The organism is Stenotrophomonas sp. 22692, from assembly GCF_052045015.1.
In the GTDB taxonomy this organism is placed as follows: Bacteria; Pseudomonadota; Gammaproteobacteria; order Xanthomonadales; family Xanthomonadaceae; genus Stenotrophomonas; species Stenotrophomonas geniculata.
In genome coordinates this window covers 12,217-25,980 of sequence record NZ_JBQEMR010000021.1, presented here as the reverse complement: position 1 = coordinate 25,980, position 13,764 = coordinate 12,217, and the positions used below count along the sequence as shown (strand labels likewise).

Genomic DNA, 13,764 nt, shown 5'->3' with positions numbered 1-13,764 from the left:
AGCACATGTGCCATCAGTCCTGCCTGCATCCACCGCAGAATGCAAAGCCCGCACACACTTCACGGCTCGGGGCAGGAGTAGGCTTGAGGCTTTCCTGCCGGGAGGGGTTGTCCATGCGTGTGCGTGCCGTCGCTGTAGCCATTGCCCTTTGCCTGTCCAGCACCGTGCTGGCCGCCGATACCCCGCCGATGACCCCGGACATCAGCGGCAAGCCCTTCGTTGCCCCCGATGTCGGTCGTGACTACGACAAGCGCGTGGTGATGGTGCCGATGCGTGACGGCACCAAGCTGTATACGGTGATCGTGGTGCCCAAGGGCGCCCGCAACGCGCCGATCCTGCTGACCCGCACACCTTACGATGCCGCTGGCCGCGCCAGCCGCAGTGATTCGCCACGCATGCGCGACCTGCTACCGCAGGGCGACGAGGTGTTCGTCGACGGCGGTTACATCCGCGTGTTCCAGGACATCCGCGGCAAGTACGGCTCCGAAGGCGATTACGTGATGACCCGGCCGCTGCGCGGGCCGTTGAACAACACCAAGGTGGACCACTCCACCGATGCCTGGGACACCATCGACTGGCTGGTGAAGAACGTACCGGAGAGCAATGGCAAGGTCGGCATGCTCGGCTCGTCGTACGAGGGCTTCACCGTGGTGATGGCGCTGACCGACCCGCATCCGGCACTGAAGGTGGCTGCGCCGCAGAGCCCGATGGTCGATGGCTGGATGGGCGACGACTGGCTCAACTACGGTGCGTTCCGCCAGGTCAACTTCAACTATTTCGCGATGCAGACCGAGAAGCGCGGCAAGGGCACGCCGCTGCCCAGCCTCGGCTACGACGACTACAGCACCTTCCTGCGCATCGGTTCGGCCGGCGACTACGCGCGCTTCACCGGTGTGGACCAGCTGACCTGGTGGAAGAAGCTGGTTGAGCATCCGGCCTATGACGGGTTCTGGCAGGGCCAGGCGCTGGATGCGGTGATGGCGAAAACACCGCTGAAGGTGCCGACCATGTGGCTGCAGGGCCTGTGGGACCAGGAGGACATGTGGGGTGCCAACCATGCCTACCAGGCCATGGAAGGGCGCGACAGCGGCAACAACCGCAATTACCTGGTGATGGGGCCGTGGCGGCACAGCCAGGTGAACTACAGCGGCAGCGAACTGGGCGCGCTGAAGTTCGATGGCGATACCGCGCTGCAGTTCCGCCGTGATGTACTCAAGCCGTTCTTCGACCAGTACCTGGTGGACGGTGCGCCGAAGGCGGACACGCCGCCGGTGCTGATCTACAACACCGGTGAGAACCACTGGGATCGCCTGAAGGGTTGGCCGCGCAGCTGCGACAAGGGCTGTGCCGCCAGCAGCAAGCCGCTGTTCCTGCGCGCCGGCGGCAAGCTGGCGTTCCAGGCGCCGGCGGCGGGCGAGGGCGACTTCGAGGAGTATGTGTCCGATCCGGCCAAGCCGGTGCCGTTCGTGCCGCGCCCGGTACGTTTCGGTGACCGCGACATGTGGACCACCTGGCTGGTCAAGGACCAGCGCTTCGTCGATGGTCGCCCGGACGTGCTGACCTTCATCACCGAACCGCTGGCCGCGCCGCTGCGCATCGGCGGCGCACCGGTGGTGCATCTGCAGGCCTCGACCAGTGGCACCGACAGCGACTGGGTGGTGAAGTTGATCGATGTGTATCCGGACCAGGAAGCGTCCACGCCGGAGATGGGGGGCTATGAGTTGCCGGTGTCGCTGGCGATCTTCCGTGGCCGCTACCGCGAGAGCTTCAGTGATCCGAAGCCGCTGGCGGCCAACGAAGTACTGCCGTACCGCTTCGATCTGCCCAACGCCAACCACACCTTCCAGAAGGGGCACCGGGTGATGGTGCAGGTGCAGTCCAGCCTGTTCCCGCTGTACGATCGCAACCCGCAGACCTACGTGCCGAACATCTACCTGGCCAAGCCGGGCGATTACCAGAAGGCCACGCAGCGGGTCTGGCACAGCGCGGCACAGGCGAGCTACATCGATCTGCCGGTGTATTGAAGCGGCCAGGGTGACGCCGGGCATGGCCCGGCGCTACCCCCCCAGATCACCGTATGCTCTTGCGGGTGAACAGGTTGACGATCGCCAGCAGGATCACCGCACCGATCAGCGAGAACAGGAAGGTGCGGATGGTGATCGCTTCGTTGATGCCACCGCCGAACAGCCAGCCGGAAATCAGCGCGCCGACGATGCCGACCACGATGTTGAGGATGATGCCCTGCTGGGCATCGCGCTTCATGATGATGCTGGCCAGCCAGCCTACGATGCCGCCGACGATCAGCCAGATGATGATGCCCATGATCGAACCTCCGGTGGGGAACTGTGACCAGTTGACGCGCAGGGCTGTGAACCCGTCGTGCAATTGCGTGACGGGCGCGTGCGGATGAGCCTGCCAGCCACCCTCGATGGCCCGTGGCGCTTCGGTCCGGTGACGGTCTGGCGGCGTCCGCACGTGCCGGGCCAGCGCGGTGAACCGCAGGCGCGGCAGGTGCTGGCACAGGCATTGGGTGCCGACCCGGAGACGCTGCCGCTGGTCCGCGATGACAAGGGCCGGCCGGAACTGAGCGGCGCGCTGGCCCACTACGGCACCGGCTGGAGCCACAGTGGCGAGGTGCTGCTGGTGGCGCTGGGCGAAGGCGTGCGGCTGGGTGTGGATCTGGAACTGCTGCGGCCGCGGGCCCGCCTGCTGGAGATCGTGCAGCGCTTCTTCCACCCCGAGGAGGTGGCCTGGCTGGAAAGTCTGGACCAGGCCGGCCGCGAGCACTGGTTCTTCCGCGTGTGGTGCGCCAAGGAAGCCATCCTGAAGGCGCACGGCCAGGGCATCTCGTTCGGCCTGCACCGCCTGCAGCTGGCGCCGGGGGCCGATGGTGCCCTGCACCTGCGCTGGTGCGACCCGGAACTGGGCGAGGCCGCGCGCTGGCACCTGCACGAATGGCAGGCCAGCGGCCAGTTCCGTGCGGCGTTGGCCTGGTATCCGCACTGAAGCGGGGAATCAGCGCGCAAAACCGGCGATAATGCCGGCATGAGCGAACACCCACTTCCCGCCAGCGTGGCTGCCACGCTGGAACAGGGCCTGGCCAGCATGGGCCTGGACGCCGCGCTGGCGCCGCCGCTGCTGCGCTACCTGGCCCTGCTGCACCGCTGGAACGGCACCTACAACCTCACCGCCATCCGCGACCCGCAGGAGATGGTCACGCGCCACCTGCTCGACTCGCTGGCAATGCAGCCGTTCGTGGCCGATGGCAGCCTGGCTGATCTCGGCACCGGCCCCGGGCTGCCCGGCATCCCGCTGGCGATCGCCTGCCCGGGCCTGCAGGTCACCCTGGTCGAGAGCAACGGCAAGAAGGCGCGCTTCATGCGCGAGGCCGTGCGCCAGCTGGGTCTGGACAATGCCCGCGTGGCCGAATCGCGCGCCGAGGCGCTGGACGAGGCCGGCCGCTACGACCAGCTGACCGCGCGCGCGATGGACACCCTGGCCGGCATCGTCCGCGTTGGTGGCCACCTGCTGCGCCCCGGCGGCGTACTGCTGGCCATGAAGGGCGTCTACCCGCATGAGGAGATCGCGGACCTGCCGGCTGGCTGGAAGGTGCGTGAGGTGACCCCGCTGAGCGTGCCCGGCCTGGCCGGCGAACGCCACCTGGTCACTGTTACAGGTCCCTGATTCCCGCCGCCAGCCCTTTGTGGAACAACGGGTTGGCGATTCACGATTTCCGCAAGGGGCCGGTTGTACGCATAATGACCGGTCCCAGCACACGTCGACGAGGCACACCCGCATGGCCCGCATCATCGCCATCGCCAACCAGAAGGGTGGCGTCGGCAAGACCACGACCGCCGTCAACCTGGCCGCTTCCCTGGCCAACGCACCCAAGCGCGTGCTGTTGGTCGACCTGGATTCGCAGGGCAACGCGACCATGGGCAGTGGCGTGGACAAGCGTGAGCTGGCCGCTTCCACCTACGATCTGCTGCTGGGCGAGTCCAGCGCCGCCGACGTGCGCGTGCAGACCGCCGAAGGCTACGACCTGCTGCCCGGCAACATCGACCTGACCGCCGCCGAGATCCAGCTGATGGCGCAGAGCGAGCGCGAGCAGCGGCTGAAGCGCGCGCTGGCACCAATCCGCGACGAGTACGACTACATCCTGATCGACTGCCCGCCGGCGCTGTCGCTGCTGACGCTCAACGCGCTGGCCGCCGCCGATTCGGTGATCGTGCCGATGCAGTGTGAGTACTACGCGCTGGAAGGCCTGAGCGCGCTGGTGGAAACCATCGATGCGCTGCGTGCCAACCTTAACCCGGCGCTGGAGATCGAAGGCGTGCTGCGCACCATGTTCGACGTGCGCAACAACCTGGCCAACGCGGTCTCGGCCGAGCTCACCGAGCACTTCGGCGACCGCGTGTTCCGCACCATCGTGCCGCGCAACGTGCGCCTGGCCGAGGCGCCCAGCCATGGCCAGAGCATCGTCGGCTACGACCGCGCCTCGCGCGGTGGCGTGGCCTACCTGGGCCTGGCCGGCGAGATCATCCGCCGCAACAACGAACGCAACAAGGCCACCAAGGCCGTGGAGACCGTCTGATGACCAGCAGCAAGCCGGCAGCCAAGAAGCGAGGCCTCGGCCGTGGCCTGGATGCGCTGCTGGGCCCGAAAGGCGCGGTCAGTCAGGTGCAGGCCACCACCGCGGTGATCGAGCCGCTGCCGGGTGAAGTGCTGCGCAAGCTGGCCGTGGGCCAGTTGCAGCCGGGCAAGTACCAGCCGCGCCGCGAGATGGACGAGGGCAAGCTGTCCGAGCTGGCCGACTCGATCAAGTCGCAGGGCGTGATCCAGCCGATCCTGGTGCGCCAGCTGCCCGCCGGCAACTACGAAATCGTCGCCGGTGAGCGCCGCTGGCGCGCATCGCAGCTGGCTGGCCTGGACGAAGTGCCGGTGGTGGTGCGCGAGCTGGAAGACCGCACCGTCATTGCGATGGCGCTGATCGAGAACATCCAGCGCGAAGACCTCAACCCGCTGGAAGAAGCCGAGGCGCTGCAGCGCCTGATCAGCGAATTCACCCTGACCCATGCCGAGGCCGCCGAGGCCGTCGGCCGCTCGCGCGCGGCGGTGTCCAACCTGTTGCGCCTGCTGGAGCTGCCGGTGGCGATCCGCCTGCTGCTGGAAACCCGCCGCCTGGAAATGGGCCACGCCCGCGCGCTGCTGACCCTGGCCCCCGAGCTGGCCGGCAAGCTGGCGCAGGAAGCGGCCGATGAAGGCTGGTCGGTGCGCGAGGTCGAGCGCCGTGCGCAGGCCTTCGCCGCCGGCAAGGTGCCGAGCAATCGCCCGGTCGCCACGCCGAAGGTGCAGCAGGCCGACATCGCCTCGCTGGAAACCGAACTGTCCGAAACGCTGGGCGCCAAGGTGGCGATCAGCCACGGCCGGGGTGGCAAGGGCAAGCTGATCATCCACTACACCGACCTGGATACCCTGGATGGCGTGCTGGAAAAGCTGCGTACGCGCCAGGGCTGAGCCCGGCGCAGCGCCAGGGGATGCGGCCTGTTCCTGCCGCGTCCTGCAGGTGACAGGGAACGCACCGCCGCGCGCGCCGGGGGATGCATCGCTCTCCGGTCCGTGGCCTCATCCAGGGAGCAGGACATGAGCAACACATTCGACGACGTCAGCCCGGGCGGCAGCCCGATCATGGTGCACAGCCGCCAGAAGGACTTCACCCCGCCACAGGGCGAAGAACACATCGAGGCGATCGGCGCGCACATCGAGCGCCATCTGGGTCCGGTGTCCGGTGTCTTCCACGAGATCATCTCCGACCTGGTGCACATCGACGTGCACGTGGTACCGGCCACTGACCAGTGTCCGTACCTGCGACTGGTCACCTCCGGCATGAGCGACCTGCCGATGACCGTGCCCGCCGAGGTGGACGCGGACGTGCCCCGCTACATGGAACTGATGGTGACCCTGCCGGCTGACTGGCCGATCTCGCAGGATGCCTTCGAGGACGAACGCAATTACTGGCCGGTGCGCCTGCTGAAGGGCATGGCGCGGCTGCCGCACGAGTACGACACCTGGCTGGGCTTCGGCCACACCATTCCCAACGGCCATCCCAGCGAGCCCTACGCGCCGGGCGTGGGCTTCGACGGTGCCATCGTGCTGCCGCCGGTGACGACCCCGGAGGACTTCGCCACGCTGGAACTGGACGACGGCAAGACCATAAGCTTCATGGCCCTGGTTCCGCTGTATCCGGAAGAGATGGATCTGAAGCTGAAGAAGGGCGCCGAGGCGCTGCTCGACCGCTTCGATGCGAAGAAGATCCAGGACGTGATCGAACCCGGCCGCGCCAATGTGGCCAAGAAGCGTTTCGGGCTGTTCTGAGCCCGCAGCGTATCCTCTGCACCTGTACTCATTGATTTCCAGGCAACTGCCATGACCATCCTGCTCACCGGCGCTGCCGGCTTCATCGGTGCCTACACCGCCCGCGCGCTGCTGGAGGCGGGCCAGCCGGTGGTCGGCCTGGACAACTTCAACGACTACTACGACCCGCAGATCAAGCGCGACCGCGTGGCAGCGCTGTGCCCGGCGCTGGACCTGCGCACCCTGGACCTGACCGACCAGCAGGGCTTGGCGGCACTGTTCGACGAAGTGAAGCCGACCGCGGTGATCCATCTGGCCGCGCAGGCCGGCGTGCGCTATTCGCTGGAAAACCCGCATGCCTACGTCGACAGCAACCTGGTCGGCTTCGTCAACATGCTCGAGCTGTGTCGCCACCGTGGCGTGCAACACCTGGTCTATGCCTCCAGCAGTTCGGTCTACGGCGATTCAGCCACGCCGCCGTTCTCCGAGGACCAGCGCGTGGACCAGCCGCGCTCGCTGTACGCGGCGACCAAGGCGGCCAACGAGCTGATGGCCTACACCTACGCGCAGCTTTACGGCCTGCATGCCACCGGCCTGCGCTTCTTCACCGTGTATGGCCCGTGGGGCCGGCCGGACATGGCGCCGCTGCTGTTCTCGCGCGCGGTGCTGGCGGGGCGGCCGATCGACGTGTTCAACGAAGGCCGCATGCAGCGCGATTTCACACATGTCTCCGACATCGTGTCGGGTATTCTCGGCGCGCTCGCGCATCCGGCCGATGGTCCGGTACCGCACCGGGTGTTCAACCTCGGCAACCATACGCCGGTCGAGCTGGAGCGCTTCATCAGCGTGATCGAGCAGGCGGCCGGCCGCCCCGCGCAGAAGGTCTACAAGCCCATGCAGCCCGGCGACATGGTACGCACGATGGCCGACACCCGGCGCGCCCATGACGCATTCGGCTTCGATGCGGTGACCCCGATCGAAGAAGGGTTGCCCCCCGTCGTGCAGTGGTGCCGCGAGTACTTTGGTGATCGCGCCTGAGGAGGGATCCTCACACAGCCGGATTCATCTTCGGATAACCTCGGCTTCGGAGAATGCGCGGTCTTTGTCCCCCTTTGGCCGAGTGCCTTATGAGCCAACCCGAGCTTTCCGTTGTCGTCCCGGTATTCAACGAGCGCGACAATGTCGCCCCGCTGGTTGCCGAAATCACCGCTGCACTGCGCGGGCGGCTGCCGTTCGAGATCGTCTACATCGACGATCACTCGCGCGATGACACCCTGTCGGTGCTGCAGGGCCTGAAGGCGACCACGCCGGAACTGCGGGTGCTGCACCACGTGAACCAGAGCGGGCAGAGCACCGCCGTGCGCACCGGCGTCAAGCACGCACGGGCGCCCTGGATCGCCACCCTCGATGGTGACGGCCAGAACGATCCGGCCGATATTCCCAAACTGCTGGCCGCGCGCGATGCCGCCGAGACGCAGGTGAAGCTGTTCGCCGGCTGGCGTGTCAACCGCCAGGACAGCGGCAGCAAGCGCTGGGCCAGCAAGTGGGCCAACGCCATCCGTGCACGCATGCTGCGCGACGATACGCCCGATACCGGCTGCGGCATCAAGCTGTTCGAGCGCAGCGCGTTCCTCGACCTGCCGTACTTCGACCACATGCACCGCTACCTGCCGGCGCTGATGCAGCGTGCTGGCTGGAAGACCACCAGCGTGCCGGTCAACCACCGCCACCGTACCGCCGGCGTGTCCAAGTACAACAATCTGGGCCGCGCGCTGGTCGGCATTCGTGATCTGCGCGGCGTGGCCTGGCTGATCACCCGCAGCAAGCGCACTGCGGTGGAAGAGCGGTGATGGGGCTGGAACTTCACTGGCTCGACCAGCCGCTGACCTGGCTGTACTGGACCGGCCTGCATGTGACCGGCTGGAAGCTGATCGGCTATACCGGCGCGCTGATGTTCGGTGGCCGCTGGCTGGTCCAGTTCATCGCGTCCAAGCGTGCGGGCAAGCCGGTGATCCCGCGGCTGTTCTGGTACATGAGCGTGGTCGGCAGCCTGATGACGCTGAGCTACTTCCTGTTCTCGGCCAAGCAGGACTCGGTGGGCGTGCTGCAGAACCTGTTCCCGGCGTTCACCGCGCTGTACAGCCTGCAGCTGGACATCAAGCACCGGGGCTGGAAGCGGGACAGGGCCAGCCACTAGGTCTCCGGTAGATGCCGACCTTGGTCGGCGCTGGGTTTGGGGGGCCAACCCAGGTTGGCCGCTACCGGGCCCCGTTCTGCGGCGCAGGCAGGACCTTCGTCCCATGCCACGGACGGTGAGCGGTGCCATGATCGGGGTCTGCCTTCCCGGGAACCTGTGCTCGTGAAAACCCGTCTTGCCGTTGCCCTGCTGATCGCCCTGTCCGCCCCTGCCGTGGCCCTGGCCGCGCCGCCCGCCACCGCCGCGCCGGCCAGCGTGGCCGCCGAATCGCCCGCCGACGCTGCCTTCCGCGCGCTGTACGAGAAGGAATGGAAATGGCGGCAGGATGGCGGCGGCGAGGCCAGCGAGGACGAAGACGCTCCGGCCAACGCCACCCGCATGCCCGACGTCGGCCCGGCCGCGCAGCAGGCGCGCCTGAAGGTGTGGGACGAGACCCTCGCCGCGCTGAAGAAGATCGATCCGAAGACCCTGTCGCCCGACAACCAGGTCAACTACGCGATCTACCACGACCAGGTGTTCAACCTGGCCGAAGAGACGCGCCTGCGTGGCTACGAGATGCCGTTCAACGCCGACTCCTCGTTCTGGTCCAACCTGTCCTTCATGGCCCGGCGCGAGATGAAGACCGTGCAGGACTACCAGAACTACATCGCACGGCTGAACGATGTGCCGCGCTACTTCGGCCAGCAGACCGACAACATGCGCGCCGGCCTGAAGCGCGGCTTCAGCGTGCCGCGTGCGGTGCTCGATGGCCGCGAGGTCTCCATCGCCACCGTCGCCGAATTGAAGGACCCGACCGAATCGCCGCTGTACGCGCCGTTCAAGAAGCTGCCCAACACCGTTCCGGCGGCCGAACAGGCCAGGCTGCAGGCGCAGGCGCGTGAAGCGATCAGTGGCAAGGTGGTGCCCGCGTTCCAGCAGCTGCGCACCTTCTTCGTCAACGAGTACGTGCCGCAGGCGCGCACCACCCTGGCCGCCGAAGCGATGCCCGACGGCAAGGCGTACTACAAGCAGCAGATCCACGAATACACCACGCTGGACCTGTCGCCGGACGAGATCCACCGCATCGGCCTGGATGAAGTCGCACGCATCCAGAAGGAAATGAACGACATCATCAAGCAGGTGAAGTTCAAGGGCAGCTTCGCCGAATTCCTGACCTTCCTGCGTACCGACCCGCAGTTCTACGCCAAGACGCCGGAAGAGCTGCTGTCGCGTGCCGCGTGGATCTCCAAGCGCGCCGATGGCCAGCTTGGCAAGTACATGACGCTGCCACGCGCCCGCTTCACCATCGTGCCGGTGCCGCCGGACATTGCGCCGTTCTGGACCGCCGGCCGCGGTGGCATGGGCACCTACTGGCTCAACACCTACAACCTGCCGTCGCGCCCGCTGTACAACCTGCCGGCACTGACCCTGCATGAGTCCGATCCGGGCCACGCGTTGCAGGGCGCCATCGCCGCCGAGCAGAAGAAACTGCCCGAGTTCCGCCGCAATGCCTACATCTCCGCCTATGGCGAAGGCTGGGCGCTGTACTGCGAGAAGCTGGGCGTGGAAATGGGCATCTATGAAACCCCGTACGAGGATTTCGGCCGTCTGACCTACGAGATGTGGCGTGCTGCGCGCCTGGTGATCGACACCGGCGTGCACAGCAAGGGCTGGACCCGCGAGCAGGCGTTGGCCTACCTGCGTGACCACACCGCGCTGAGCGAGCATGAAGTGACCACCGAAGTGGACCGCTACATTTCCTGGCCGGGCCAGGCGCTGAGCTACAAGCTGGGCGAGATCGCCATCGTGCGCCTGCGTGCGCAGGCCGAGAAGGAGCTGGGCGACAAGTTCGACATCAAGGGTTTCCACGACACCCTGCTCAAGCAGGGCTCGGTGCCGCTGCCGGTGCTGGAACAGCAGATCCAGGCCTACATCGCCGAACGCAAGAAGGCCTGACCGTCGTGTGATCGGGTCAGAGCCCCGCCCGAAGGGCGGGGCTCCGACCCCCTCTCACCTCACCCCCACCGCCCGCGGCTTGGCCACGCGCGCGGCAAACGTCGGCAGCACCAGCAGGGTCAGCACGGTGGCGGTGATCAGGCCACCGATCACCACCGTCGCCAGCGGCTTCTGCACCTCCGCGCCGGAACCACTGGCAATCGCCATCGGAATGAAGCCGACGATCGCCACCAGCGCCGTGGTCAACACCGCGCGGATGCGGCTGGAGGCACCGTTGATCGCCGCCTGCAGCGGCAGGTCGCCGGCATCCAGGCGTTCGCGGATCGCCTGCATCAGCACCAGGCCGTTCAAGGTGGCCACGCCGGAGACGGCGATGAAGCCGACCGCCGCCGACACCGAGAACGGCATGCCACGCAGCAGCAGCGCGAGGATGCCGCCGACCAGCGCCAACGGCACGCAGCTGAACACCAGAATGGCTTCCTTGCCGCTGCGCAGCGCCATGAACAGCAGGCTACCTATCAGCAGGAACACCACCGGTACCACCGTCGCCAGCCGCTTCTCCGCGCGCTGCAGGTTCTCGAACTGACCGCCCCAGGTCAGGTAGGCACCCGGCGGCAGTGCCACGTCGGCCACTGCGGCCTGTGCCTCGCCGACGAAGCCACCCAGGTCGCGGCCACGCACATTGGCCTGCACCACCACACGGCGGCTGCCATTGTTGCGGCTGATCTGGTTCGGTCCTTCGCTGACCGTGATGCGCGCGACCGACGACAGCGGAATCACCAGCCCTGACGGCGTGGCGATCGGCAGCGAGGCCAGCTGGTCCGGATCGTTGCGCGAGGCATCGTCCAGGCGCACCACCACGTTGAAGCGGCGATCACCTTCGAAGATCTTGCCGGCCGCAGTACCGCCAATGCCGGTGGACAGCGCATCACTCACGTCCGCGGCGGTCAGCCCGTACTGCGCCGCCGCCACGTGGTCGATCGCTACGTTGAGCGTAGGCAGGCCGGAGATCTGTTCCACCCGCACGTCGGCCGCGCCGTTCACCGCACGCAGCTTCAGCGCCACCTGGTCGGCCACCTTCTGCAGCTGGCTGAAGTCATCGCCGAAGATCATCACCGCCAGGTCGGTACGCACGCCGGAGATCAGCTCGTTGAAGCGCAGTTCGATCGGCTGGCTGAACTCGAAGCTGTTGCCCAGCTGCTGCCCGGCCAGTTTCTCGAAGCGTGCCACCAGGGCTTCCTTGTCCAGCTTCGGATCGGGCCAGTCCTTGCGCGGCTTCAGCACGATCACGCTGTCGGAGATATTGGTCGGCATCGGATCGATCGCCGCCTCGGCGGTACCGGTACGCGAGAACACCGTCTCCACTTCCGGCTGCTTGGCAATCACCTTCTCCAACGCCAGTTGCATGGCCAGTGACTGCTCCAGCGACGTCGATGGCACGCGCAGGGCCTGCATCGCCACGTTGCCTTCGTCCAGCGTCGGCATGAACTCACGGCCCAGCAGCGAGAACGAGCCGATGCCCACCACCACCATCATCACCGCACCGGCCACCACCGTGCGCGGATGCGCCACGGCCTTGCGGATCACCGGCTCGATGCGCGCACGCAGTACACGGATCAGCTTGGTTTCGTGCTCGCCATCATCGCTGTGTGCCTCGCCGTCCTTCAGCTTCGGCTCGCGCACCAGCAGTGCGGCCATCGCCGGCACGAAGGTGAAAGAGAAGAGGAAGGCACCGACCAGGGCCAGCATGAAGGTCGCCGCCATCGGGTGGAACGTCTTGCCCTCCACGCCTTCCAGGGTGAGGATCGGCGCGAACACCAGCAGGATGATCAGCTGGCCGAACGCCGCCGGGCGCGCCATCTTCAGCGCCGAATCGGCGGCCACGCGCAGGCGTTCCATCGCGGTCAGCGCACGGCCCAGTTCGGCGCGGCGCTGGCCCAGCATCAGCAGGGTCGACTCGACCACGATCACCGCACCGTCCACCAGGATGCCGAAGTCCAGCGCACCCAGGCTCATCAGGTTGCCGCTGATGCCGAAGCGGTTCATGCCGATCACTGCGAACAGGAACGACAGCGGGATCACCAGCGCGGTGATCGTCGCCGCACGCAGGTTGCCCAGCAGCAGGAACAGCACCACCACCACCAGCAGTGCGCCCTCGGTGAGGTTCCTGGCCACGGTCTTGATGGTGGAATTGACCAGCACGCTGCGGTCCAGCACCGGTGCCGCCACGATGTCGGCCGGCAGCGATTTGTTCACCTGTTCCAGGCGCGCCGCAGCTGCCTGCGCCACGGTGCGGCTGTTGCCACCGGCGATCATCAGCGCGGTACCCAGCACGGCTTCATGGCCATTGCGGCTGGCCGCACCCAGGCGCGGCGCGCGGCTCAGGTCGACGTCGGCCACATCGGCCACGCGCACCACCACGCCATTGCGGGTGGCCACCGGCGCCTGCGCCAGGTCGTCGGTGGTCAGCGCCAGGCCGTCGGCACGTACCACCAGGCCCTCGCCGGCACGCTGCACGAAACCGGCACCGGCCTGCACGTTGGAACGCTGCAGGGCAGTGACCAGGTCGGCCAGGCCGAGGCCATGCGCGGCCAGTTTGGCGCTGTCCGGATGCACGCCGTACTCCTTGACGTAGCCGCCAACCGTATCGACGCCGGCCAGCCCCGGACTGGAACGCATCTGCGGCGCGATGATCCAGTCCTGCACGGTGCGCAGGTAGGTCGCGCGTTCCTCCGGCGTTCGCAGCAGGTTGCCTTCCGGTGTGCGGTAGACCTCACCGGCCTGCCAGCCGGCTTCACCGGGCTTGGCCAGCTTGGCTGGGTCGAACGTGGTGAAGTCCACCGTCCACATCAGCACTTCACCGAGGCCGGTGGTGACCGGCGACAGCATCGGTGATGCACCATCGGGCAGGTCTTCCGACGCTTCGCGCATGCGCTCGGCTACCTGCTGGCGGGCGAAGTAGATGTCGGTGGCATCGGTGAAGATCGCGGTGACCTGCGAGAAGCCATTGCGCGACAGCGAACGCGTGGTGGTCAGGCCGGGAATGCCGGCCAGCGCGGTTTCCAGCGGATAGGTCACCTGCCGCTCGATCTGCTCCGGGGTCAGTGCTGGCGCCACCGTGTTGATCTGTACCTGGCGATTGGTGATGTCCGGCACCGCGTCGATCGGCAGCTTGCCGAGCTGGAACAGGCCCACGGCGGCGATCAGCGCGGCCATGAACACCACCAGCCAGCGGTGGCGCACCGCTGTTTCAATGATCAGCTTGAACATGGTCGCCT

12 protein-coding genes are annotated in these 13,764 nt (G+C 67.1%); 10 read left to right on the top strand and 2 right to left on the bottom strand.

What is annotated here, in order from left to right; all coding sequences use genetic code 11:
• The first annotated feature begins 113 nt into the window (after positions 1–113).
• Positions 114–2,024 (top strand): CocE/NonD family hydrolase, encoded by a 1,911-nt coding sequence (locus ACTJJM_RS14540; protein WP_019338311.1) that lies wholly within the window; start codon positions 114–116, stop codon positions 2,022–2,024.
• A 46-nt stretch (positions 2,025–2,070) separates the two neighbouring features.
• On the opposite strand, the gene ACTJJM_RS14535 is transcribed toward ACTJJM_RS14540, so the two are convergent.
• On the bottom strand, positions 2,071–2,322 hold the full coding sequence (locus tag ACTJJM_RS14535) for a GlsB/YeaQ/YmgE family stress response membrane protein (RefSeq protein ID WP_005411656.1): 252 nt from the start codon (positions 2,320–2,322) through the stop codon (positions 2,071–2,073).
• An 84-nt stretch (positions 2,323–2,406) separates the two neighbouring features.
• Here ACTJJM_RS14535 and ACTJJM_RS14530 point away from each other — a divergent pair, with 84 nt between their 5' ends.
• From ACTJJM_RS14530 to ACTJJM_RS14490, 9 genes are all read left to right on the top strand, one after another.
• Entirely contained in the window at positions 2,407–3,006 is a 600-nt protein-coding gene (locus ACTJJM_RS14530; protein ID WP_049454213.1) for a 4'-phosphopantetheinyl transferase family protein, read from the top strand.
• A gap of 39 nt (positions 3,007–3,045) precedes the next feature.
• A complete protein-coding gene (gene rsmG, locus ACTJJM_RS14525; RefSeq protein WP_010482382.1) occupies positions 3,046–3,684 on the top strand; it encodes a 16S rRNA (guanine(527)-N(7))-methyltransferase RsmG in 639 nt (212 codons plus the stop codon).
• 112 nt (positions 3,685–3,796) lie between these two features.
• The gene (locus tag ACTJJM_RS14520) at positions 3,797–4,594 is read left to right on the top strand and encodes a ParA family protein (protein ID WP_010482381.1); all 798 of its coding nucleotides are present in this window, start codon (positions 3,797–3,799) and stop codon (positions 4,592–4,594) included.
• Complete coding sequence (locus ACTJJM_RS14515) at positions 4,594–5,517, top strand: ParB/RepB/Spo0J family partition protein (protein WP_049413186.1); 924 nt, start codon at positions 4,594–4,596, stop codon at positions 5,515–5,517. Before ACTJJM_RS14520 ends, ACTJJM_RS14515 begins: the two co-directional genes overlap by 1 nt.
• A 126-nt stretch (positions 5,518–5,643) precedes the next feature.
• Complete coding sequence (locus tag ACTJJM_RS14510; RefSeq protein WP_049480334.1) at positions 5,644–6,375, top strand: suppressor of fused domain protein; 732 nt, start codon at positions 5,644–5,646, stop codon at positions 6,373–6,375.
• A 51-nt stretch (positions 6,376–6,426) separates the two neighbouring features.
• Positions 6,427–7,392 (top strand): NAD-dependent epimerase/dehydratase family protein, encoded by a 966-nt coding sequence (locus ACTJJM_RS14505; RefSeq protein ID WP_005411650.1) that lies wholly within the window; start codon positions 6,427–6,429, stop codon positions 7,390–7,392.
• Between the two features lie 89 nt (positions 7,393–7,481).
• On the top strand, positions 7,482–8,204 hold the full coding sequence (locus ACTJJM_RS14500) for a glycosyltransferase family 2 protein (RefSeq protein ID WP_043399632.1): 723 nt from the start codon (positions 7,482–7,484) through the stop codon (positions 8,202–8,204).
• The gene (locus ACTJJM_RS14495; RefSeq protein ID WP_008267433.1) at positions 8,204–8,551 is read left to right on the top strand and encodes a lipid-A-disaccharide synthase N-terminal domain-containing protein; all 348 of its coding nucleotides are present in this window, start codon (positions 8,204–8,206) and stop codon (positions 8,549–8,551) included. Before ACTJJM_RS14500 ends, ACTJJM_RS14495 begins: the two co-directional genes overlap by 1 nt.
• 162 nt (positions 8,552–8,713) lie before the next feature.
• On the top strand, positions 8,714–10,486 hold the full coding sequence (locus tag ACTJJM_RS14490) for a DUF885 domain-containing protein (RefSeq protein ID WP_440865782.1): 1,773 nt from the start codon (positions 8,714–8,716) through the stop codon (positions 10,484–10,486).
• Between the two features lie 54 nt (positions 10,487–10,540).
• Here the strand turns inward: ACTJJM_RS14490 and ACTJJM_RS14485 are convergent, their stop codons facing one another.
• Positions 10,541–13,756, bottom strand: a complete 3,216-nt coding sequence (locus ACTJJM_RS14485; RefSeq protein ID WP_440865781.1) for an efflux RND transporter permease subunit — start codon at positions 13,754–13,756, stop codon at positions 10,541–10,543.
• Positions 13,757–13,764 lie beyond the last annotated feature (8 nt).

Coding starts and splice junctions, on each gene's coding strand:
- ACTJJM_RS14540 (WP_019338311.1), top strand. CDS start 114: ATGCGTGTGCGTGCCGTCGCTGTAGCCATTGCCCTTTGCCTGTCCAGC.
- ACTJJM_RS14535 (WP_005411656.1), bottom strand. CDS start 2,322: ATGGGCATCATCATCTGGCTGATCGTCGGCGGCATCGTAGGCTGGCTG.
- ACTJJM_RS14530 (WP_049454213.1), top strand. CDS start 2,407: ATGAGCCTGCCAGCCACCCTCGATGGCCCGTGGCGCTTCGGTCCGGTG.
- rsmG (WP_010482382.1), top strand. CDS start 3,046: ATGAGCGAACACCCACTTCCCGCCAGCGTGGCTGCCACGCTGGAACAG.
- ACTJJM_RS14520 (WP_010482381.1), top strand. CDS start 3,797: ATGGCCCGCATCATCGCCATCGCCAACCAGAAGGGTGGCGTCGGCAAG.
- ACTJJM_RS14515 (WP_049413186.1), top strand. CDS start 4,594: ATGACCAGCAGCAAGCCGGCAGCCAAGAAGCGAGGCCTCGGCCGTGGC.
- ACTJJM_RS14510 (WP_049480334.1), top strand. CDS start 5,644: ATGAGCAACACATTCGACGACGTCAGCCCGGGCGGCAGCCCGATCATG.
- ACTJJM_RS14505 (WP_005411650.1), top strand. CDS start 6,427: ATGACCATCCTGCTCACCGGCGCTGCCGGCTTCATCGGTGCCTACACC.
- ACTJJM_RS14500 (WP_043399632.1), top strand. CDS start 7,482: ATGAGCCAACCCGAGCTTTCCGTTGTCGTCCCGGTATTCAACGAGCGC.
- ACTJJM_RS14495 (WP_008267433.1), top strand. CDS start 8,204: ATGGGGCTGGAACTTCACTGGCTCGACCAGCCGCTGACCTGGCTGTAC.
- ACTJJM_RS14485 (WP_440865781.1), bottom strand. CDS start 13,756: ATGTTCAAGCTGATCATTGAAACAGCGGTGCGCCACCGCTGGCTGGTG.